The 22,868-nt window shown below is 40.3% G+C and carries 21 protein-coding genes; 10 read left to right on the top strand and 11 right to left on the bottom strand.

From position 1 onward, the window contains the following. Position 1: 1 nt before the first annotated feature. Genes EHS15_RS03460 through EHS15_RS03445 form a run of 4 tightly spaced genes read right to left on the bottom strand, consistent with a single transcriptional unit; the run spans position 2 to position 5,698 of the window. Entirely contained in the window at positions 2-856 is an 855-nt protein-coding gene (locus EHS15_RS03460; RefSeq protein ID WP_135759153.1) for an SGNH/GDSL hydrolase family protein, read from the bottom strand. Further along, on the bottom strand, positions 857-2,104 hold the full coding sequence (locus tag EHS15_RS03455) for a dicarboxylate/amino acid:cation symporter (protein WP_135759152.1): 1,248 nt from the start codon (positions 2,102-2,104) through the stop codon (positions 857-859). Positions 2,105-2,144: 40 nt separating this feature from the next. Beyond that, a complete protein-coding gene (locus EHS15_RS03450; RefSeq protein WP_135759151.1) occupies positions 2,145-4,988 on the bottom strand; it encodes a DEAD/DEAH box helicase in 2,844 nt (947 codons plus the stop codon). Next, a complete protein-coding gene (locus EHS15_RS03445) occupies positions 4,988-5,698 on the bottom strand; it encodes a 7-carboxy-7-deazaguanine synthase QueE (protein ID WP_135759150.1) in 711 nt (236 codons plus the stop codon). The genes EHS15_RS03450 and EHS15_RS03445 overlap by 1 nt, the downstream gene beginning before the upstream one ends. 72 nt (positions 5,699-5,770) lie before the next feature. On the opposite strand from EHS15_RS03445, the gene EHS15_RS03440 reads away from it, so the two are divergent. Beyond that, positions 5,771-7,423, top strand: coding sequence for a VWA domain-containing protein (locus tag EHS15_RS03440; protein WP_135759149.1), 1,653 nt, complete (start codon positions 5,771-5,773; stop codon positions 7,421-7,423). Here the strand turns inward: EHS15_RS03440 and EHS15_RS03435 are convergent. Then, entirely contained in the window at positions 7,420-7,641 is a 222-nt protein-coding gene (locus EHS15_RS03435) for a transcriptional coactivator p15/PC4 family protein (RefSeq protein WP_135759148.1), read from the bottom strand. The two genes, EHS15_RS03440 and EHS15_RS03435, sit on opposite strands and share 4 nt — an antisense overlap. Before the next feature lies 1 nt (position 7,642). Continuing rightward, the gene (locus EHS15_RS03430) at positions 7,643-8,578 is read right to left on the bottom strand and encodes a ferredoxin reductase domain-containing protein (protein WP_425460621.1); all 936 of its coding nucleotides are present in this window, start codon (positions 8,576-8,578) and stop codon (positions 7,643-7,645) included. 181 nt (positions 8,579-8,759) lie between these two features. On the opposite strand from EHS15_RS03430, the gene EHS15_RS03425 reads away from it, so the two are divergent. The 3 genes from EHS15_RS03425 to EHS15_RS03415 are packed head-to-tail and all read left to right on the top strand — an operon-like array spanning position 8,760 to position 10,269. After that, positions 8,760-8,984: a hypothetical protein gene (locus EHS15_RS03425; protein ID WP_135759146.1), complete on the top strand. Its 225-nt coding sequence runs from the start codon at positions 8,760-8,762 to the stop codon at positions 8,982-8,984. Position 8,985: 1 nt separating this feature from the next. Beyond that, positions 8,986-9,477, top strand: a complete 492-nt coding sequence (locus tag EHS15_RS03420; RefSeq protein ID WP_167884145.1) for a DUF3015 domain-containing protein — start codon at positions 8,986-8,988, stop codon at positions 9,475-9,477. Between the two features lie 6 nt (positions 9,478-9,483). Beyond that, positions 9,484-10,269, top strand: a complete 786-nt coding sequence (locus tag EHS15_RS03415) for a DUF7840 domain-containing protein (protein ID WP_135759145.1) — start codon at positions 9,484-9,486, stop codon at positions 10,267-10,269. Here the strand turns inward: EHS15_RS03415 and EHS15_RS03410 are convergent. From EHS15_RS03410 to EHS15_RS03395, 4 genes are all read right to left on the bottom strand, one after another. Next, positions 10,266-10,826, bottom strand: coding sequence for a hypothetical protein (locus tag EHS15_RS03410; protein ID WP_342775497.1), 561 nt, complete (start codon positions 10,824-10,826; stop codon positions 10,266-10,268). The genes EHS15_RS03415 and EHS15_RS03410 overlap by 4 nt on opposite strands. Before the next feature lie 58 nt (positions 10,827-10,884). Next, positions 10,885-13,035 carry a TonB-dependent receptor plug domain-containing protein gene (locus EHS15_RS03405; protein WP_135759143.1) on the bottom strand — a complete coding sequence of 717 codons (2,151 nt, stop codon included), beginning with the start codon at positions 13,033-13,035 and terminating at the stop codon, positions 10,885-10,887. An 18-nt stretch (positions 13,036-13,053) separates the two neighbouring features. Then, the gene (locus EHS15_RS03400) at positions 13,054-13,650 is read right to left on the bottom strand and encodes an HmuY family protein (protein ID WP_246051873.1); all 597 of its coding nucleotides are present in this window, start codon (positions 13,648-13,650) and stop codon (positions 13,054-13,056) included. Positions 13,651-13,741: 91 nt separating this feature from the next. After that, positions 13,742-14,308, bottom strand: a complete 567-nt coding sequence (locus tag EHS15_RS03395) for an LIC20153 family lipoprotein (protein ID WP_135759142.1) — start codon at positions 14,306-14,308, stop codon at positions 13,742-13,744. Between the two features lie 242 nt (positions 14,309-14,550). Here EHS15_RS03395 and EHS15_RS03390 point away from each other — a divergent pair, with 242 nt between their 5' ends. Further along, the gene (locus tag EHS15_RS03390) at positions 14,551-16,998 is read left to right on the top strand and encodes a sensor domain-containing protein (RefSeq protein WP_135759141.1); all 2,448 of its coding nucleotides are present in this window, start codon (positions 14,551-14,553) and stop codon (positions 16,996-16,998) included. A gap of 17 nt (positions 16,999-17,015) precedes the next feature. Then, positions 17,016-17,987 (top strand): M23 family metallopeptidase, encoded by a 972-nt coding sequence (locus tag EHS15_RS03385; RefSeq protein WP_246051872.1) that lies wholly within the window; start codon positions 17,016-17,018, stop codon positions 17,985-17,987. On the opposite strand, the gene EHS15_RS03380 is transcribed toward EHS15_RS03385, so the two are convergent. Next, positions 17,949-19,004 carry a hypothetical protein gene (locus EHS15_RS03380; RefSeq protein WP_135759140.1) on the bottom strand — a complete coding sequence of 352 codons (1,056 nt, stop codon included), beginning with the start codon at positions 19,002-19,004 and terminating at the stop codon, positions 17,949-17,951. The two genes, EHS15_RS03385 and EHS15_RS03380, sit on opposite strands and share 39 nt — an antisense overlap. Here EHS15_RS03380 and EHS15_RS03375 point away from each other — a divergent pair. The 4 genes from EHS15_RS03375 to EHS15_RS03360 all read left to right on the top strand — a co-directional run bounded on the left by EHS15_RS03375 (position 19,003) and on the right by EHS15_RS03360 (position 22,684). Further along, positions 19,003-19,575: a hypothetical protein gene (locus EHS15_RS03375; protein ID WP_135759139.1), complete on the top strand. Its 573-nt coding sequence runs from the start codon at positions 19,003-19,005 to the stop codon at positions 19,573-19,575. The two genes, EHS15_RS03380 and EHS15_RS03375, sit on opposite strands and share 2 nt — an antisense overlap. Beyond that, the gene (locus EHS15_RS03370; protein ID WP_135759138.1) at positions 19,554-20,252 is read left to right on the top strand and encodes a response regulator; all 699 of its coding nucleotides are present in this window, start codon (positions 19,554-19,556) and stop codon (positions 20,250-20,252) included. The genes EHS15_RS03375 and EHS15_RS03370 overlap by 22 nt, the downstream gene beginning before the upstream one ends. Next, positions 20,249-22,111, top strand: coding sequence for a sensor histidine kinase (locus EHS15_RS03365; protein ID WP_135759137.1), 1,863 nt, complete (start codon positions 20,249-20,251; stop codon positions 22,109-22,111). Before EHS15_RS03370 ends, EHS15_RS03365 begins: the two co-directional genes overlap by 4 nt. Positions 22,112-22,336: 225 nt before the next feature. Continuing rightward, positions 22,337-22,684, top strand: a complete 348-nt coding sequence (locus tag EHS15_RS03360; protein ID WP_135759136.1) for a hypothetical protein — start codon at positions 22,337-22,339, stop codon at positions 22,682-22,684. Positions 22,685-22,868: the final 184 nt, after the last annotated feature.

Raw genomic sequence — 22,868 nt, 5'->3', positions numbered from 1 at the left:
GTTAGTTACTTACTCCTGTAAGCGGGCTGATTTGGGTCGCAAGTTTATCGCCTAAAAATTGAAATCCCAGACTGTTCGGGTGAATGCAATCTAACATCAATTGTGCGTTGGAAATAGGAGGGCCTCCTAAGGTTCTGCGCAGATCCACATAATAAAAATTCGGCTCTTCACTGGTGATGCTTCTCAATAATTCGTTGAAAGCATCCAATTGTTGGGAAGTGAATGCGGCTACGTCTGGAAGATTGAAACCTGCGGATGCGAATTTTGTGCTGCATCCTTCGTCCGCTCCCGGAATAACCGCCCCTTTATAAGGATTAGGGTAGTCGTATCCGTGAATGATCCATTTCAGAGGCTGTCCTCCGTATTTGGAGATTTTGTAACTGTTTCCCGTAAGAATCATCGTTTTGATTCTGAACTTAATGTCCGCAAATCGAGCGGCTTGGACTGAATTTTCATTTCCTACATAGGCACTCAAATTAGCTTGGAGATCATTTCCGCCTAAGGAAAGTATCATGGTGTGGATGTCTGCTCCCGCTTGTTCGATCACTTGGAACTGCAATCCTTGATCGCTAGCTTGAGACAGAGTTTTTCCGCCCAGAGTCGCACCAGTGATTTTATATCCGTGATTTTTTTCCAATTGGACTCTTAGGGTATCCACTGCGGGGTATCCGATAAGAAGATCCGTCCAGCTGTCTCCGATCATTCCTACTGTGGTCGCTCTAGACTGATTGCAGGCCGCAAGCGTATAACACAGTACATTCGCTGTGACGTCTTTCTGGTAGTCTTTCTTTGTATCGCAGTTTATAATCATCAAAGCTGCGATGAAGAGAAGAGAGAATCGATTCCATACTGACATTTATTTGTTTTCCTTCCAAAGATGGTTCATGATTACTGATGCGGTTAAATCTCCGCTTAGATTTACAGATGTTCTGCACATGTCCAGGAAACGGTCAACCCCAAAAAGGATTGCGATTCCTTCTACGGGGATTTGAAAGCTGTAGAGGATGGATGCTAGGATGACGATCCCTACTCCCGGTGTGGCCGCAGTACCGATGGATGCGCCTGTGACTGTGAATACTAAAAGTATAAGTTGAAAGAAAGTAAAATCGATATTGTAGATTTGACTGAGAAAAATTGTAGCGACCGCTTGGTACAAAGCCGTTCCATCCATATTCACAGTAGCACCTAAGGGAAGCACGAAGTCGGCGATTTTAGGTTGAATCTTTAATTCTTCTTTGGCGATTTTCAAGGAGATAGGAAGCACCGAACTTGAGCTGGATGTGGAGAAACCGAGTATCTGAACTTCTCTGATTTGTTTTAGAAACACGAAAGGATTTTTTTTCCCCAATAGTTTCACAAGGACCATATAGAAGATCAATACCAAAACTAATCCGAGTAATACGGTGAATATATAGTAGAATAATCCTGCAAGAAGAGAAACTCCGATTTGAGTGAGTGCGAACGCCATTAAACCGAATACCGCGAAAGGAGCCATCTTCATTGCGATCCCTACCATCCAAATACAAAACGATTCCAAAGATTGAACGAACTTTCGCAGCGGTTCGGATGAATCGTTTTTAGCGGACAAAAAGAAAATTCCTAAAAAAATTCCCAAAAGAACCAAAGACAACATCTGTTGTTCGCTCATAGCGTTGATGATATTTTTGGGAATGATCTCAGAGATGATTTTTGCGGCAGGTTCACTTTCTCTTGTGAGTGAGGAAGGATTCTGTGTGACAGCGATTTCCGATGTTTGGATTTTTGAGCCAGGATTGATTAGAATGGCAAGACTGACCCCGATGGAGATTGCCACCATAGTGGTGAATACGAAATAAACGAAAACTTTGGTTCCTAATTTATAGAGTTCGTTCATATTGCTGAGACTTGAAACGCCTAATGCAACTGAGGCGATCACAAGAGGCACCATGATCATTTGGAGCAGATTGAGAAAAATATCCCCTGGAAATTTCAACCAAGGAAGAAGAATCGAAAGAGTGGACTCGGAAATTTGTTTCGAATCGGGATGCAGATAAACTCCGATCCCGATCCCTAATATCAAGCCGATAAAGATTCTAGCCCAGAAGGGAATCTTAGTTAAGAACATGAACAAATTAGAATCTTTTCAGATTCGATGTAAATGAAAATTAAAGAGCGATATAGGTTTGAAAGAGTTCCAGCTTATGGAAGATTTTCGCCCCGTTTTTAATTTTTCTAATTTCGATCTCGAATTCTTCTTTGGCTCTTTGAATTTCCTTCATCGTTTTGTGAAGAACCGCTTTTTTCTCCGGTCTGGCGTCCCATTTATAAGCGGCTTCTTGTCTCATCAGTTTTTCCTCCAACTGGCGGATCATTTTTTGATGAGACAATTCCACTTTGTATTCCTCTTTTTGGAAGATCGAAAGAGTCTCTTTTCTGAGAGTTTCTTTTCTCGCTTCCAATTCCTGCTCTATCATCGGATAACTTTCTATAAACGCTTCTTCCAATCGGGAAAGTGAGATTTCCGTTTCAGGCACATAGGTTTTTGCGTCTTCCCATTCTTTCCCTTTTTCTTTTACGATCTTGAGATTTTTGGTTTTGAGATTGTATTCCGCAAAAAACAGTTCCGTGCGTTTGAGAGAGAATTTATATTCCACAAGATATACGAACAAAACCTTGTTCTTCAGGCTGTCGGAATATACGTATTTTTTCTTATGACCAATGTTAGATGAAGTAAGAAGTTCTGTGACTTTCTCCACATAAGGATGTCCGAAGGCCAAAAATTCAACGGAATCGTTGGTTAAAGCATGATCGGAATCAAAGGTAGCAATTTTCGTTTTTCCGTCAGGATGAGTGTAGTCGTATCTTCCTTTGGATTTTAATTCCAAAGTTCCGGGAAGTTGTCCGTAGAAGAACTTGGAACCGACAGTTACTACTTCTTCCAAGTGTTGGTTGTTCCAATCTCTTTCTTCCAAAGTGTGATCGTAGTAATCTTTGAGATTGAAATCCAAAAGTTTAGGAGTAACAAGAGCGTTTAATTTTTGAAACCCTTTTTGAGCCACTTGGATGCGAAGATCGAATTCCGTTTCCAACTCTTCTTTAGTTTTCGTTCCGGTGATGAACTTCATAAAACTAGAGTTAAAATCGAGTTCTTCTTCGATGGTTCCCAGAAGTTCATCGGAGGCTCCGATGGATTCTTCGAACAATTTGATTTTGTTCGTCAATACTTCCAAAATTCTTTCTGCAACAGTGTCTTTGGATGCGAAGTTAAAAATATAAACATTGTCTTTCTGGCCGAATCTGTGAATCCTTCCGATTCTCTGTTCGATTTTCAGAGGACTCCAAGGAAGATCGTAGTTGAACAATATATTGGCGAACTGAAGATTCCTTCCTTCTCCTCCCGCCTCCGTACAAATGAGAACTTCGTAGTCTTCCTTAAATTTTTGGATGGCTCTTTCTTTGTCGTCCATACTTAGAGATCCGTGGAAAGGGGACACTTTGAACTCAGGCTCTAGAAGGGATTGAAGATGATCTTGAGTCGTTCGGAACTGAGTGAAGATGATGAATTTTTTATGGCCTTCTTTTTTGAGTCGGGAAAGTGTTTCTCTCAGTTTGATCGTTTTTTTATCTTCTTTGATTTGTTTTCCCAAATGAACCAATCGATTGAGGGTGAATAACTCTCGTTTCACTCTTTGGAAATTGGACATTTCTGATTCATCCAGTTCGGTGAGGAAGTCCTCCACACCTTCCGTTTCGTCCAAATCCCAATCGTCTACGGTGACTTCATTTTCTTTCATGTAGTGGAACTTGGATTCCAACATGAACTTTCTTTTTTGAAGTGCGGACAAAAGAGCTACGACGGAAGAATCGAGAAGTTTTTGGAAAACGATCATTACGAATCCTACAGCGCGGTTTTTGGTTCCCATCGCCAGATTGTATTCTCTTCTCACATATTCCGTCGTTTCATCATAAAACTGTCGTTCAATGGGAGAAAGATCGATTCTTACCGTTTTTGCGAAACGTTTCGTGAACCCGCCTACTTCGACCTTTCTTCTACGTAGAAGAACTTTGGAGATTTTTTCTTTTAGATCCCCTTTTTGGCCCAGGATGTAATCGTTCACAAAACTATGATAAGGTCCTAGAATGTTCGGATCGATGAGGTGAAGCAGATAAAAAAGTTCTTCCAGTTTGCCGCGAAATGGTGTTGCAGTCAGCAAAAGAAGGCATTCCGTTTTTCTGGATACTTTTTCGGCAAAAAGATAACTGCGTGTGACTTTGGAATAGTCTCTTCTGAGTCTGTGCGCTTCGTCGAAAACGACTATGTCCCATTTTACTTTGAGGATTTCTTCCGCATAACGAGGGTTTTTGATGAAATCGATGGAAGTGATTACCTTATTGAAATTTCTCCAATGATCTTCTCCGTTCGTTACGAAGTTTCTGCGGCGGATGATGGCGAAGTCTTCGTTGAACTTATTTTTCATCTCTTGCTGCCATTGCACCAAAAGAGGAGATGGAGCAACGACTAATACCCGTTTGAGTCCTCTACGGAACATCAATTCCTTCACGGCAAGACCGGCTTCGATGGTTTTTCCCAAACCGACTTCATCCGCAAGTACGAAGCGTGGTTTTAAGCTGTTGGCTACGATGAAAGTGGATTCGATCTGATGAGGAAGAAGTCTAGTTCTGGAATTGGATAGGGAGGAGAGTTTATCGAAATTATGAGTGAGTTTTAATTGGTGAGCGATTAGGGAAATTTCCATCGCTTTGGGATATTCTTCCCATTCTCTGAGAGAACCTGGATATTTTTTCAAATATCTGAGAGACGAATCGGTTTTGTTCACCGTTCTGAATATTTCTTTCGATGCGAAGAATAAATCTACGGATGTATTTGTCTCTTTCGTGATTTTAGCGAAACCTAATTCGGGTTCGTCGATTAAAAAAGCATACTCATTGGTTTGTTTCGTCTCTTGAATCGATTCGAAATCTAAACTAAGTTGCGTAGGAAGATCCATCAAACTCCTTTTTTATTTCCCCAGAGAACCTTGTGAATTTGTAAAGACAAACGTGCCTTAGGTGGATTTTCTATTTTGATCCAATCCACAAGTTCTTTTGCATCCAATTCGTCATGAACGGGAGAATACAATATGTTTGTATTAGGTTTTTTCTCGTGAAGAATTTCCAAACTTCTTTGAAAATCGTATCTATCACGAACTACGAACTTGATTTCGTCAAGAGAATTATGTCTCTTTTTAAGAATCTCGAAATTCTCTAAGTTCATTTTTTCTTCCATCCCTGAACCGGGCAGTTTATAGTCCATCGTGAAAACTCGGTCCGCATCCAAACTCAATGTTTCCTTTCCATTCGTTTCGATTCTAGGTGCAGGATAAGGATGATTCGATTCGCTTCTTTCGTGGAACAACGTTCGACAGATCGTATCTGTATGTTCTCCGTTTTTTCCTTCCAGAGGCTCTCCTCCTGTCAGAAGAATTTGTGCAGAACTCTTAGGATCTAAGGCTTGGATTTCTTTAAAAATTTCAGAGATAGAAATCGATTTGCCTTGATTGGGACCGAGTGCATAAGCAGTGTCGCACCAAAGTTTACGATCTTCCGTTTTTCCACAGCGAAGAGAGCAGCCTGCAAAACGAACAAAGACTGTAGGAATTCCTTGCGATATGCCTTCTCCCGATACAGAATAATATATTTCATGAATGTTTCCTAACATGACGGATTGTCCACCTGATGACAGGAAATCATAAATTGTTCTTGCGGAAAGTGAAAATAAGGAATTCTTCTAATGCGTATGCAAGTGGAAGGGAAATTAGAATACCCGCACATAGTGACGGGTGAAACTCAGGAAAACCATTTACTGTTACGGTTGAGGACTCCTCCGAACCCAGGATTGGCTGAGAGACAGCCGTTAGTGATAGGTCTGGCCATTGATAAAAGTTGGTCCATGAAAGGGGAAAAGATCGAAGCAGTGGTTGAAGCCGCTTGTTCTCTTGTGAACTGGCTCACTCGCCACGATTCTTTAGCTATCATCGCTTATTCTGCGGATGTGCAGCTGATTCAGGCCGTGACTCACCTAACAGAAAAATTATCTGTGACAGATCGATTGAGAAGCATCCAAGTAGGCACTTCTACGAACTTAAGCGGAGGATGGTTGTCCGCACTCAAAGCGGTCGAAAATGCGAACGTTCCCAATGCATACAAAAGAGTGATTCTCCTTACGGATGGAAATCCTACTTCCGGAATCAAAGAAGCCGAAACACTCATCCAAATCGCAAAAGACCACCTAACTAGAGGAATTTCCACTACTACCATCGGTGTGGGAAGTGATTTCAACGAAACAATGTTAATGGAAATCGCAAGAGCAGGAGGAGGTAATTTTTACTTCGTAGACAATCCTGAACTTGCTTCCGATATTTTTTTCCAAGAGTTCGGCGATATAGGCGCATTGTATGCGCAGGCAATCGATGTGGGGATCGAATTTGCTCCCGGTGTAAAGTTTAAACAATTGTTAAATGACTATTCGTTTCAATTCAATGAGGAAATAGACGAATTTCATGGAGATGCGAAAAGTTTCGGCCAGCAGAAAGTGAATATCCAAGCAGGGGATATTCGTGCCGATGACATCAGGAATGTGGTTTTAAAAATCGAAATCGATGAGTCTGTGAAAAAAATCGAAGTACCTATCTTCAAAGCGGACATCACATACTATAATCTTTTGAATCAGATGAAATTGGAATCCGTCAGTACGGAACTTCCTATCTCTCATGCCGCTGCAAAAGGAAAACAAGATCCGGATGTTCTAGTGGAGATGTTAGTCGCCAATGCCGGAAAAGGAATGGCAAAGATCACTGAATATGTCCAACAAGGAAATTTGGAAGACGCAAGAGTGATTCTTTTCGGTCTCATGCAGGATATCGATTCCAACAAACACTATTCTCCCAATGCACTTGGTTCTCTACTGCACCGTCTTCAAGCGATGGATGCCAAAATCCAAGAAAAGTCGAACGATCTCACCAAACATCTATTTGCGGGATCATCTTATTTTTCCAGAGGCCCGGAAAAGATCGATTTGAAAGGAGTCCAAGTCCACGATCGGATCTATGAATACCAAACCACAGGAGACATCGATCTTTATAAATGTCCCGAAATCAAATCCATTGTGGAAAGAAAATTGGAAGAAGGGTTTCGTTATGTGATTTTCGATTTTTCGGAAACATCTCATATCGATTCTTCCGCGATAGGAACATTGATTCAGATCGTGGGATGGTTGAGAAGAAGAGGCGGGGAATTTATCGCTTCGAATATCAGGGATTCGGTGAAGAAAGTCTTCGAGATCACTCGTCTATACAACCACATTCGGGTAGCAGAGACGATGACCTCGGCAAGAGAAAATTTACAGAGAATTATTTATGCGAATCAGGGGGAAGAGGCGGATTAAGCTAACCAGCGTTCTGCTTCTTCCAAAGCCTCTTTTAATTCTCCTACGATCGAAGGGGACAATGCCACCCCTTTTTGAGTGGGTTTGAATTCCCCATTGGCATCTTGGTACCAAATACGGATGTTAAACAGAGTTTGTCCTTTGTATTCGGAAATTTCCACTCGAACCACTTCTCCGCGGCCTTTATCGATATCTTTGATGATTCCTGTTTTTGCCATTTTAATATGTCTCCACAAACAATTGGTCTTTGGTTTCTAAGTCTTTCTTAAATTCTTCGTAAGACAAAGTACTTTTTGACGCAGCTATCATTTCTTCTATGACTCCCTTTTCCATACCTTTGGGTCCTCCGCAGATATAAAATTTTCCGTTTCCTTCGACTGCGGATTTCACTTGAGGAGCCAGTTCTCTCAATCTATGGGTGATGTATTGTTTTCCCCCGTCGAAAGAGTTTTTTTCTTCTCGGCTAACAGCAGTAATGAATTTAAAATTCGGATGTTTTTTTGCAATCGATTCGAAATAGTCTCGAAGAACGATTTCATCCGAATAAGGCGCCCCGTAGATTACATAAACATTTCCTTGGTATTGGATGAGTTTGTGTTCCAGAAGTTCTTCTATCATTCCCAGATAAGGAGCGATTCCCGTTCCAGTCGCACAGAAAAAAATATCTCCTTGGTAATCGGTCTGAGGAAGAAGAAATTTTTTCCCGGCAGGTCCAGTCATTGTAACGGAATCCCCAGGCTTCAAATCACAGATGTAATTCGAACAAACTCCTTTGTATAGTAGGTTGCCGGATTCATCGTACACATCGTCTCTTTTGATGATGAATTCGATTGTATCTTTCGTTTTTCCGAAGCTGTAAGAAGGAGAAGCGATGGAATACAATCGGATCGTATAAGCAGGATCAGCTGATCCTTTTGCCAGTTTTTCCGGATCTTCTCCTGGTGGAATCACCCCTGCGCTTTGGCCGATCAAGTAAGGATAAACATTATGATCTACGGAAAGTGTAATTCTGTGAATGGCAGAATCTCCTTCTGCAAAAGGACGCTTTCCTTTTCCTCTTTCAGGGGTAAGCCTAAGATTAGAAAGGACTTTCACGATGAGTGGATTGGATTTTTTGAAAAGATTGATCTGTGGAGTTAACAAGGTCTTCCTCAGAAGATAGCGTTTTTCGTCAAGCTCCGTCCGTCAATGAAAGCCTAAAATGTGAGACTGAAGATCCTTCTTTTCTATTTTAATATTATGTCTCTTGATTGACTCAAATTCGGATGATTTTAGGCTTTAGTCAATCGGGTTCCCCTGCCGATTTTTAGAACATCCTGGAAAAAAGAGTTACCACATGCTTTCACTAGACCCGCATAACTTAAGCCCCGAATCTTCCGTGGTCCCTTCTAAAAATTTAAGCAAAAAGCTGGAAACTTTCACCAACAACCTTCTATTTTCCATGCACTCTAAAGAGGAACAGGAAAGGACTTGGGCTGTGGTAACTCTGAAAGGGGAAATTCTCGCTTCCGGTGTTCCTCAATACCTTCCAGAAAACGATTACCTTTTTAAGGAAGGTTGATATGAATCGTTTTTTCATCGTTTTAGTTTCTTCTTTGATTTTGTTTTCTTCCGCATCCCTTTCCGCAGGGAATTATGGTATGGCTGGATGTGGACTTGGTTCTATGGTTCCCGCATGGAAAAACGACATCGCTCAGGTTCTAGCAGCTACCACAAACGGATCTTTTTCCAGCCAAACATTCGGAATCACTTCCGGGACTTCCAATTGTACAAATGACGGAATCGTGAAGGCGGAAAAAGCTCAGGAAATTTTTGTTCATTACAACCAAACCGGTTTGGAAACGGAGATGGCGGCAGGATCGGGAGAAAGAATCGATGCCATCGCATCTTTGTTAGGCTGCCCTACTCATTCCAAACAGATCGGCCTCCTTTCCAAAAAGAATTTCGAAAAGATCGTAAACGAAACTACTAGAAAAGATTCCAATTTGATCCTCTCCGCTTTGAAGAAAGAAATAGGATTGGATCCTGAATTGAAGGAAGCTTGCCACTACTAAGCGAAAGTGTTTCCTCGTTTTGTTTTAGTTTGTTTTCTACTCACATTCGGTTCCGTTTCTTTGTTTTCTCAGTCGGGAAATGAAAGTCACGGAACATCCAGAGCTTCCGGCAGTATCGGCACTTCCTCCATCGGTAATTTTTTAGAATTTCAATTCCGCCCTAAGACCCGTGATCTTTTGAATCGGGAAACAGGATTCGTTCCTAATTCAGAATCTCAAATGATGAATGCGGCGGTTCGTTATTACCAAGACAGCGGACGTTTAGAACTCACTCGACTGAATGCGATTCGAATGTTTTCCTTAAATCCGTATAATTCAGTTTCTAAGTCGAAAAGTTACGGATTCGATTTGGGAGCGGAATCGATTACGATGAGAACCTTATCCAGTTGGGAAGGTTTTATATTCGATTCTCCTAAAAAGGAATATCACCGCATTACACCGATTCATGGGGAAGCGATGGCAGGATACACATTTCAACCGGGATCGGAAAAAGGAGGTTCTCCTCTTTTGATTTCTTTGATGGCGGGAGTGAAGTCTCATATCCATCCGGAATTCAAACATAATTTTCGTTTAGGCCCGGAAGCTGTTTTGAACGTTTTGTACGGAATCGGTGATTTTAAATTTCAATTTTATTATGCGTATCATTATTATCAATGGCTGCAGAATGAAAACGATTTCACCGCAAATTTAAAGTTGAGATATTCCGTTTCTCTCAATCAGGAATTGAGATTGGAGTTTTTGCAACATAGGGTTTATCAAGAAACCCTATTGTCTTATCACTATTTGTTTTAATCGTTTTCCAGAATTCTGGATATTTCTGAATTATATCTGTAAGCGGTTTCCGCTTGAGACAAATAACCGTAAGCACCTAACTCGAAGATAAAAGAAGCGGTAACGCCGTATCCTCCGTCTTCTTTGGAGTCACATCCCTTTTTCCCGGAAGGATGGATTTTCAAATCTCTAGTATTCAAATAACGGAAATTATCAGGGCATGTGACGTGAGAGTATTCTTTCCCGTCCGCATGTCTTGCTTCATGAAGGATCACCAAACAACGATCTAACTTAGAAAGCAGGAAAAACTGTTTTCCTAAAACCACTTCCCCGTTGTTATAATAGGCGATAAAATCTCCCGTGGAGCCCATGGAATAGTTTTTGATTCTGGATTGAATCCATTTTGTTATTTTTTTTCCTGAAAAGGAAAAATGGAATATGTTTTCAAAATTCGAATAACGGGAATAAGTTTGTTTGTCTAACTTTAGTTTTTTGGCTTCGAGTGCATCCAAGTATTGAAAAGTTTCTTTTAATACTTTCGATTCTTTTGCGGATAGTTTATTTTCTTGGGGATACAAAGAGTACGCAGGGAAACATGCAATAGCTAGTATTAGTACTAGATATTGCAGCAAGACATTAAAACTGTGCTTGGATTCCCCCATAATAGAACCTTGGCCTGATTGGATTGTAGGTAAGCTCGTATTGATTGAGTGCGTTGTCCACACCTAAAAAAGCGGACATCCTTCCTTCGAAGAATTTTTTTTCCAAACGGAAGTTGAGAAGTGTGAACGCCTTTCCATAGATCACTTTATTGTTCTGATTATAGAAGGGATCGTTCGCTTGATCGATCAATGCCGTGCTGGAACCGGAAAAATCACTCGTGTTGGAATAAAAAGGTCTTCGATCCAATCGTTTTCCTCTCATTGCAAACTCCCATCCTCCGGGAGCATTGACGAAGAAATTGAAGTTTCCTTGATGCAAAGCTCTTCCTTCCAAAGGTCTGTCGGTAGTCAGGTCTTTTGTATCTGTATGATTGTAACCTAATTCCAAAGCGAAGTATTTGAGAAAACGAACTCTGGTTCCCAATTCCACACCTCTGGTATAGGCTCGTTGAATGTTCATTAACTGGAAACTTGCGAATTCGGAAGCTCCTCGATTCGCATAATTGTATTGGATTAAATTGGTGATATCGTTTCTAAAAACGCTGAAAGACATAGACCAGTTTTTAAAAGGGGAATATTCTACATCCGCATTTGCAGTTCTGGATTTTTCAGGTTTGAGTTGATCGTTTCCATCCACCACATAACCGACACCTGGGTTTTCGAATCTCAGATAAAGTTCTCTAAAAGAAGGAGGTCTAAAACCCAAACCGTAACTGGCTCTCACAGCCAAATTGGAAGTAATGTCTACTTTAGTTGCGATTTTGGGAGTGGTTTGTCCTCCGAATTGGGAATCCAAATCGTGGCGAACTCCCGGAACGATTCTCCATATAACACCTGTCTTAGTTACCAACCATTCGTCTTGTAAGAAGGCTGCCTTTCTGGTTCGAAAAGCGAATCTTTGGCGAAGACGATCCGATTCCAGTTCTTCCGAGAAGGTTTCTAATCCTGCGGTAACCATATGTCTGTCGTTGATTTCGTGATCCAACTGCAAAGTTCCTTGGGAGGATACTTCGTTCGTAAGTTCCTTCGTATCCAATTCGTCGGAACCTCTTTGGTCCAATTTGTATTTGTTTTCCCAACGGGAAAAGTTTCCTCGAAAAGAGATTAAATTCTTTTTTCCGTAAGAATATTCCAAAGCACCTAACGCTAGAAAATCGTTCGTTGCATTTGAACGGTCGAAGGTTCCTCCGGTCGTTCTTGAGTCTACACCTTGTTGGTGTCTGTTTAGGTAGTTGAATCCTGTTTTTACTCGGAACTGACCATCCGGATTGAAGTTCATATTTCCACCGATACTTGCATCTTGAAATGCGTTCCCGGTAGTGCTCGGGGTTTTGGGATCCAAATCGTATCCGCCGGATTGGTTGAAACCTCCCGTGAAGTTTGCCGCAACGAAGGAGTTTCTAAAACCCACATCTGCGATCATGTTTTTTTCACCTTGTGTCCCGAAGTTGCTTTGTTTTCCGTTTCCGTAGGTAGCTCTGAATTGATAATGTTCCGGTTTTTCGGCCTGTCTTGTGATGATGTTGATCACACCTCCGATGGCATCGGCTCCGTAGAGTGCGGAAGAAGAACCTTTTACGATTTCGATTCTTTCTATGTTTTGTACTTTAAATCTTGTTAGGTCGACAGTATTATTTGTTCTTCCTGCGATCCTTTGTCCGTCCACGAGAAACAATACGTATTTGGAATCAAGACCTAACATCTGTACTTGGGAACCGGAAAAGGTAGGAGAAGGAGTCACGTTAACTCCCAGTTGAGTTTCCAAAACTTCTCCTAGGTTTCTCGCTCCCGTTTGTTCGATCCTTTTCCTGGAAATCACTTCCGTAGGTACTGCCGAATCTTTCAGTCTTCTTTCTCCGCGAGAACCTGTGACTACGATTCCATTTTTATTATCGATGTCTTGGAATCGATCGACCTCTTCCTGAGCGGGAGGTTTTTCCGAAACCTGTCCTTCTTCGGTAGGAGGCGGCGGTGTTTCTTCCTTTACCTCAACTTGATTTTGCTGAGGAGGATTTGTATCTTTTTTGGGTGTTTTGGTTTTACTTTGCGGGTAAAGTCCAGAACAAACCAGCAATGAAGATATTACTATGGTTAGTCTTTGTTTTTGGGACAAGGTGTGGATCATTTATTTTTATTTGTTTTTTCAAGGGAGTTTTTTCCAACGAAAGGTCGGATAAGCCGAAGTTCCGGCATCACTATAATAATTTTCAATTTTAAAGGCGAAATTAGAACTGCTTCCCGCACCGGATCGGACGATATAAATCAAGCCTTTCGTAGTAAGGTTGCCGATTTGATAATTGAACCAATCTGTAAGCAATGCATTTCCGATAAATTCGGCGCCTACTCCTCCGATGCCTTGTGTGGAGGTTTTAGCATCTATTACGAAGTTAGTGGATGGAGTATCGGAACAATTTTGAGAAGATCTGTCGATGGAAGCCGCAGCTGTTACGGTAGTTTGATTGCTTAAACAAGCTCCGCCTAACCCGAACGAATTAGATGTTCCGCTGTTTGTGGCCAGCTTGTAGCGATTGAACGCAATATCCCAATTCGTAGTATTTACGGAAGAAAAAGGAATTTGGGAATTCGTTCTGAAACTGAAGTAAATATAAAAGTCCATATTCGTGGCGTTGATACGAGTGAGTGTAGTTCCATCCGTTTCCGCTCTGGAGTACACAACCTTATCAAGTGAATTCGGATCATTCGCTTTGAGCAAATCCGCCACTAATTGATTTATAAACAATTGTTGCTCGGAAACACTTTCATGTTTCCGAGCACAGTTGATTAATAGAAAAATTACAATGAACCCAAATGTAATTTTTTTATTCACAGTTTTATAGGTTGGTTACTGCGTAAGTTACAGTAGCTGCTTGTCCTCTGCTTGGAATCGCATAGAAGAAGTAGTAGTGAGTTCCCGCTTGAGCGAAAGTCAAAGTAGAAGTTCCGTTGATCTCGTGAGAGTTTGTGAATTGTGAGCTGGAGTCCGTTGCATTTCCAGCATAAGTGAAAGTAGTAACGGTTTGCGCAACTGCAGTAGTAAGAGGGCAATTTTCCGATTTGTAAACGATACCGAAAGCTTTTCCTGTTACTGCAACGGTAGTTCCTACTTTAGCAGTGATTTTCAAAACAGATGTTTGGTGACCTACGATAGGCACTGTCCCTACTTGAGTGATGACTCCGCTTTTTGCGGAAGATGCAGTAGTAAGATCCGTAGTGAATGTGTTTGTAGTACGAGTTCCTGCAGTTACTGCGCAATCGCCCGGATTATTTAATGCAGCTGCTAGCAATACAAGAGTGTTTTGTGTGTCGTCGTTCTTTTCTTCTTTTTTACATCCTGCGAAAGCAAGAGAAGTAACGAGTAGGAGGGAGATTCCGAAACTGATTTTTTTTAAGTGCGTCATATTTTTGTCTTATCCTTGTCGATATATCCAGCTTTTATCCTTGGAAATGAGAATCAAATTCAATTTCTTTTCTTGTATTTTTTTTTGAAAACTAGGAATTTTAAGGGACAAAACTGCATCTTTTTTGGTAAAAACCGTTTCGGAAAATTTTTGACCAATTCTAAATTCCTAAGAGAAAGCTTTGTTTGGGGACAAAAAATCAATTGTAAGGAAAGATAAATATTGTTCATTATACCTAGCTCATGTCGTTACATCATCTCAGAATTTGTCTGGAACAAAATCCAAGTGATTTCACTCAAATTCTAATTAGCGACATAAACAAGATTTCCAATGTAAGTTTGAGCTCTTTTGCGAATGTATCCGAGCTGGATTCTCTTTCTTCCGAAACACCCTCAGTCGTTTTTCTCTGGAAAGATTCTCAAATATTAGAAAAACAGAAATTACTGTTTGAAAAACTTCCGTCCGTTCCTTATATTCTTCTGTCCGATTCCGAAATCACCAAACAAGAATTGAACGATTTCGCGCATCCTACTCGTTTGTACCTTTGTAAGGAAAGTTATTCCGAAAAACTGTTATCTTTGATGCTCGATTTTGCAGAACGTTTCGTTTCGGACATGACTCGTTCTTTCGAATTCGATAGAATGAAAGAAAGAATCGCCATCCTCGAAAACGTTTTCGAGGAATCGTTGGACATTTTGATCCAGGTGGATCCCTCTACAAAGCACATCATAGGAATCAATAAACAGGCATTAAGTGCTCTCGGTTATGAAAAAGAAGAAATCATTGGGAAAGATTTTTCCTTTCTTATTCCTCCCGTTTCGGATGATGAGGATACCGAGTTTCAGGGCAGTTTGATCGCAGGAAGCGCACTGATCACTAAAACCGGAGACATTATTCCTACTGAGTCCTCCTTTCGTTTGTTTACTGCGAGCGGTAAAATGGCGATTTGGGCCACTTTCAGAGATATTTCGGAACGTAAAAAAGCCCAAGAACAAGTGAAAACTCAGAAAGCTTTTTATGAATTCATTTTGGACAATATTGACTCGGATATTTCCGTGTTGGACTCTTCGTTTAATTATGAGTATTTGAATCCTGTCTTGATTGCAGATGAAGAGATTCGCAAATGGATTTATCAAAAAAACGATAAGGATGTCGCTCTTAAACTGAATCTTCCTGATGAATTCTCGGAAAAGAGAAAAAAGTTTTTGGAGATCGCTTTATCTAAAAACGAAAATGTTCAGTTCGAAGAATTGATCCAAGATGTAAGTGATACCAAAAAATATCTTCTTCGTAAATACATTCCTATCGAAGATTCCGAATCCGGAAAAAGAAGAATCATCAGTTACGGAGTCGATATCACCGACAGGAAGATCGCAGAGGAAAGAATTTCTTATTTAGCCTACTACGATTCCTTAACCGGTCTTGCCAATAGAACTTTATTCATCGATCATTCCAATCAGGCTTTGAAGAACCATAAAACTTCTCAAACCTTGCTCGCTTTTTATTTTTTCGACATAGACAATTTTAAATTCATCAACGATTCCTTGGGCCACACGAAAGGCGATATGTTATTGCAGATGGTAGGCGCCAGATTAAAACGATTGTTAACCGAAGTTGATACGGTCGCAAGATTCGGCGGAGACGAATTTGCGATCCTAAAAGTCGATATAGAGAACAAAGGAAAGGCGGCAGAATTCGCCCAAAAGGTTTTCGATATTTTGAGCCAACCTTTTCATATCACTGGAAGGGATTTATATACTACAATCAGTATGGGGATCGCACTTTCACCTAATGATGGTATTTCCGCATTGGAACTTTTGAAGAATGCGGATATGGCTATGTATAAAGCCAAAGAGTTGGGAAGAAGCAACTTCAAGTTCTATACGAACGAGCTCATATTAAGATCTGAAAAACGTCTTTATATAGAAAACTCCCTTAGAAAGGCGCTTCAAAACAACGAGCTTTGTCTTTTTTTTCAACCGCAGATTTCCATGGAAACGGATAAAGTCTGCGGAGCCGAAGCTCTCATTCGTTGGAAACATCCGGAAAGAGGTTGGGTTCCTCCTGTGGAATTCATTCCTGTTGCAGAAGATACCGGAATGATCGAAAGCATCGGGGAATGGGTTTTGGAAGAAGCATGCCGCTTGAAAAAATCCTGGAACGAAAATAATTTGAACGGCTTTAACGTGAGCATCAATGTGAGCGGCAAACAATTGATGAAAAACAATTGGGCTCATAAGGTTCAAAGTACGATCGAAAACTTCAATCTAAAAGCGGAAGAAATCGAACTGGAACTTACGGAAAGTTCGATTATGGAAAATCCGGAAAGAAGCATTGAGTCTTTCCGTTATCTTTCCGGTTTAGGGATTAAGGTTTCTATCGATGATTTCGGGACAGGCTATTCTTCATTGAGTTATCTTAAAAAAATCGATGCGGATGTTTTAAAAATCGATCGCTCTTTTGTTATGGATTTAGAGCAGAATGAGGATGATCAAGCGATCTGTAGAGCGATCATCAATATGGCTGTTTCCCTTGGTATGGAAGTGATTGCGGAAGGAGTAGAGAATGAAGTACAAAGAAATGTTCTTAAAAATTTCGGATGTCATATCATTCAGGGATACTACTATAGCAAACCTTTGCCCACGGAAGATTTTGTCGAATTTGTAAAAAAAATTAACCACTCAACATAGAAGAGTTTCCGATTCTTATGTTAATGAAGTCTGTATTTTTCCCTATTCTTTTTTTGATCGTCACTCTGTCTTTGCCGGCAGAATCGAAAGATGTTGCAAAGAAAAAAAAAGAACCTGTTTCTTCTTCCTCCAATTACTTCGTAAAGAAAGACGAAAAAAACTTTTCATTGGTATTGGAAGCAAGACGATTCGGAAGAGGGGAAGCCGTTTTTTTTCGACTAACACCTAAAAATAAAAAATGGATTAACGAATCTTTCAAAGCATTTTGGATGGGCAAGGAAATTTTCCTCACCAAACAAGGAGACAGTTTCATTTCTTTTTTCGGGATTTCTCCAGACACTGCCCCAGGGCCGATGACTTTGGAGATACAATCTAAGATTCTCTTTGTGAAAAGAGGAACAAAACAATATCAGATCATCCTAGAACCTACCAAGTTTCAAGTGATTAAAAAACAATCGATCGTAGTCGACAATAAGTTCGTCGTTAAGGAATTACCCAAAGAGACTTTGGATTTTATCAAAGAATGTAAGGAAGCCAAAGAAGCTGCGTTCGGAAAAATATCTGGGCTTCAGTTTTCGGATCAGTTCCGAAACCCTTTGGAATCCATCTATATCACAAGTAAATTTTATGTTAGGCGAGACTATAATAATAAAATCGGACGCCCTCATGGGGGGGTCGATTTTAGAGGAAAGATAGGTACACCTATTTTTGCGATTCAGGATGGAACTGTCGTTTTAGCTCGTAAGATGTATTATGAGGGAAATTTCACCATTCTCGATCATGGAAATAAGATTTTTTCCTTCTATATGCATCAGGATGAGATCGGAGTGAAAGTAGGGGATAAGGTGAAGAAGGGCCAAGAGATCGGCAAAGTGGGAACGACTGGTATGTCCACCGGCCCTCATCTTCATTTGGGCGCTAAGATTGCGGATACTTTGATCGACCCGCTTTCACTCATTGCCCTCAGTGAAATCACCGAACCTAAATGAACTGAGCACCGATTCGATTCCCGGTTCGTGGGTTTTTCCCTTTTCTAGATTTTCAGTGATGTGCATCAGAATTTTATCTCCGGTAGGAGTTTCCAATAGTACGAATCCCGTTTTCGCATAACGGGGTCTTAACGAATCATAGAAAGTCCAATATCCGCTTCCTATATTAGGCAGTGCTTTTTCTTCCGGTGAGATTTCTTGTACGTCTTCTATCTCTTGGCGGCTGACTTGGATTTTTAAATATTCACCCACTTCCTTTGCCGCCAAGGATTTGTCGAAAGGTATGTAGGATGGAAAATAGAACATTCGAATAAAAGGATATTGATTCGGATCTATATCACTTGATGCGATGAGCCCCGCAATCTGTCCCGCTCCCGTTTTTTGTTCCAAGCTTAAATCTTTCGGCTGATAGAATGAGAATTCTTCCGTCAGCTTGAATCCGATTTTTAGATTTTCATTCCAATAACTATCGCCGTTTTGTTTCCACGAATTGAGATCCAATTCCTCGAAGTCGAATTTATTTTTGAACAAAATATAAGAGGAAAGAATTTCCATTCCTTGCAGAGCGCGGAAAGATAACAGTCCGTTCGCCATGATAAGAATAGCAGCTAAACAAAGTTTTGCGTAGAAGTCTATTTTTAATGTTCTAATAAGAAGGAGAAAGACTGCGATGAAAAAGAAAAAAACTTTTCCAGCCCGGAAGTGGAACACTTCCGAAAGCCAAAGAGAAAACAGGAATATCACTCCTACAATGATTTCAATCAAAGGATGATAAGGGTTGTTCCAATATTCCTGGATGGCGTAGAGTGTTCCGTAAGTGAGAAGTAAGCCGGTGATGAGTGCGAAAACTGCGAGGGCGGCGATATAATGAGCGGGTAGATGCCATTCATGAAATACGAAAAAGGGCAATGCGATCAATGCGTAAGTGTAGAGTAGGAGATAGGTTTGTGAACCTTTCGTTATTTTGTGCAAGAATTCTCTTGCCTGATTCAATAAATTATCTATGAATTGACTCATGTCAGGTGTATTTGAGTTCTTTGAAAAAATCCAAAAGCAAATTCTTGATTTGCAAAATTCCATCCATCAATTCCAAGAAAGCTGGGATCGCTTTCAGAAATTCTGGGATTTTTTTCTCGGAATCGTTCCTTGGGAAGTTCTCCTTCTGCTTGCCTTTTCTGTCATCCTCCTTTCCTTATTCAACTCGGTTTCCCCGTCGACCCCTAAGCTGAATTTGAGTTTGGCCGTTTTGGGTTTGGCTTTTCTTTGGGGTTACTTTTGGGGTCTTTTCAGTGAATCGGTCAATTATTGGACGATTGTGAAAGCCGCTCTTTATATTCTTCTACCTTTACATGCGATCGGTTTAGGAACTTGGGGGTATCGATTTTATAGGCAAAGGACTTTTACAAATCGAAGAATCAAACCGAGGGATTGGGAAGAAAGTCTCGGTTCTATTTCAAAGGATTACAATAGTTTGATGGCAGCAGCTTATTCTAAGAATGATGCCCTATTGGAAAACCAAACAGAGATTAAGAATAAAATCGCCGATTTGGAAAAATCCATTTCCGGATTGAAGGGTCTTTTTCCTTGAAGGAAAACAAAGTATATTCCGTTTCTATTGTGGAAGATAACGACCACACCTCTAGAAACATACAGTCCTTGTTATTGCAGGATCCACAATTTCAGTTTTCTAATCGTTATGAGACGGCGGATGCCGCCATTCAATCTTTTTCAAAAGAACCGGTGGATATCGTGATTTTGGATATAGGGCTTCCTGGTAAATCGGGACTGGAATGTTTGCGTGCCTTGAAGCCTAATTTTCCGGAATCTAAATTTGTAGTGTATACAGTGTTTGAAGATGAAGATAAGATCGTGGATGCGATTCGAAGCGGTGCTTCCGGTTATCTTTTGAAAGATACACCTCCCGATTTGTTTTTAGCGGAGTTGAAAGTGATCGTTTTGGGAGGAGCTCCATTGACTCCCAGAATTGCGGATAAAATCATTCGAGAGTTATCTATGCGTAATTCCGGCTTTATCGATCCTGAAGCGAATAGCGTCGGTTTAACGGATAGAGAATTGCAGATATTGAATTTCGTCGCTTTAGGTATGACTTTTCCCGATATTGCGGATGAGTTGGATATTTCTTCCCATACGGTCAGCAGGCATGTGGAAAAAATTTATAAAAAGATGGAAGTCCATTCCAAATCGGAAGCTATCATTAGAGGTCGCAGAATGGGAATTATACGAAATGTTCCCGGTTACCCATGATCGCACGGCGTTTTATTTTAGGGATCATTCTATCCTTTTTCTTTTTTTGTTCGAATTGCAATACGAAGGTGAAACCTGTGTTTTTGCCGACTGCGAAGGAAGGTAAAATCGATCTTTCTTCGTTTGATTTTAGGGATAATATTCTTCCGTTGAACGGAGAATGGGCTTTTTTTTGGGGTCCGAACTTACAGGTTCATTCTTTGGATGGAACTCCTGTTTATGAAAATGTTCCCAGCATTTGGAGAACATATTCGGTCACCAATCATACATTAGAAGGTATGGGTGTTTATCGATTGAATGTCGTTTGCCTGCCTCTTTGTTCCGAACTGAAACTTAAAATCCCTAGAATTCCGGGTATTTACGATGTGTATTTGGATGAGGAAAGAATATTTTCAAACGGGAATGTCAGCGGGATAGATGAAGAGAGTTTATTATCTTCCCATCCATTGAATACGATTTACGATCTGCCGGATAAAAATTTCACGATTACAGTAGCGATTTCGGTGTTTCGAGGAAATACTTTGAAAGGCGGAATGCGAAGCCCGTTAGAGGTTGGTTTTGATGGACATTTGAGTGAAGTGGATCGGTTTCAGGAATGGGCGGATATATTTTTAATCACTGTTATCTTCTCTTTTGGAATCTACCATTTGGTATTTTTCTTTGCATATAAAAAAGATTTTGCTCCTCTTTACTTCGGTCTTTTTTGTTTTAGCGTTTCCATCTATACTTTCATAACTTCTGAGATTCAATTCATGGTTGTTCCTAAAATGAGTTTGGATTTTAGGATACGCAGTGAGTTTTTTTGTGAGATTATATTTTTTCCGATTACTTACTGTTTGTTGAGAGTCATGTTTCCGAATCAATTCCGTCGGAAGTGGATTCTTTATCCTATGTTAAGTACTTCCTTATTTGTTCTAGGGGTAATTTTTCTTCCCGAGAAAGGAATTGTGAGTTTGTACAAACTGTTCCTTTATTTTCCTCTTATTTATGCGTTTGTGATTTTGATCGGCTTGGTATATGCCGTTCTGGCTCGGGAGCCCAAAGCGAAGATGATTTGTTTCACTTCAATCATTCTGGGTCTTGCGATGATCAACGATGTGATTTATGGTTTGTATGAGGTTTATATCTTTCTGCCCTATAGTTTTCCTATTGGTTTGGTGAGTTTTGTCGCTTTGAATTCGTATATTATTTCTCATCGTTTTACGAATGATTTAGAGCGTACGAAAGAATTTGCCAACTTACAGATGAGATATAATGAGCAGTTAAAGATTCAAACGGAGGAAAGGAGCAGGATCGCATCCGACATTCATGATTCCATCGGTTCTGAGTTAACAGCGATTTTGTTTGAATTGGAATCTAAAGACAAATCGGATCCTACTTTAGTAAAGCTGAAGAAGGAAATGAATCAGTTGATTTCTAATGTGAGAGATATCGTATTTTTGATGCATCATCAAGGAAGTAAGAGGGATCTAGTCGAAGAAGTGATGCAAAGGTATTGCAAACGAATTAAGGATACCGGCAAGATTCATATTACTTTTAAAATCAAGGAAGCCTCGCATTACTTAAAGATAGACGAATGTTTGCATGTGCAGAAGATCTTTTTGGAGATTATGGCAAATATTCTGCGTCATGGAGGGTCCAGGATCATCGAAGTGATTTGGGAAAAAGACGGGCAGAATCTTGTGCTGAGGATTCTCAATGATGGGAAGAAATTTGATCCTTTTTTGCGTTCTGGTTCTGATGCGGCAGGAGGGTTAGGGTTGGAAAACATTCGTATTCGTTCGGAAAAATTGAAAGCTTCCCTTCAATATGAATATCTTGTCAAAAAAAATACTACACAACTCGTCATCCCTCTTTGAAAGGCTGGCGAATTGATTTGGCAGGTGGTAGCGGGATATTGTGTGGGATAGGGCAAATCCCCCTATGATTCGTTTCTTCAAATCAATAGACGATTTGAATTAGATCGTTAAGTTTTAGAGATAGAATGCGATTTGTGAAGACTAAGCTTTCTAAATAATTTTGGGAGGTGCTACTTTAGCTCAGGCTGACCTAAGGAATGCCCTCCCATCTTTTTAAGGACTTTCATGAATGTTAGATCTATAGCTTTTCTCGTTTTTCTTTCTCCAGTTTTCAATGGCTGTTTTGGGGAAAAGGAGCGTGAGATGGTAAGACATTTTGCAAATGCGTATGGCGAGAGTATTTGTCTCATTGATCGTCTTCATAAAACTGGCATTAAAGAGAATTCAGAAACATATATTTCCGCTTTGAATGATAAATTTGTGAATAGAATGAAGTTTGAGGCAACTTTAGATAACGGGGATCGCTATAAAGAGTTTGGGAAATTATTGATTCGTGAATATATCGGAACCAATTGTAAAGATAATACTTATTTAGATAGTGATGATTTGCTACAATTATCATTGCAGCCTTAAGATATAAGATTTATACCCTGTAGCTCATTTTGATTTTATATTGTTGGAATTTTTCTGACGGAAATAAATAGGACGTGAGTGTGAGTGAGGGGAAAGATGCGATAGATTGTACAAATATAGTATTCGCCAGTCACACTCTTCTAACTTTTATTAGGTTAAATGATTTCTTCCTGATCTAATTTTG

The sequence above is a fragment of the Leptospira idonii genome (assembly GCF_004770995.1).
GTDB classification, from domain to species: Bacteria; Spirochaetota; Leptospiria; order Leptospirales; family Leptospiraceae; genus Leptospira_A; species Leptospira_A idonii.
The sequence above is the reverse complement of the archived record's forward strand: the minus strand, read 5'-3'. Positions and strand labels throughout refer to the sequence as shown.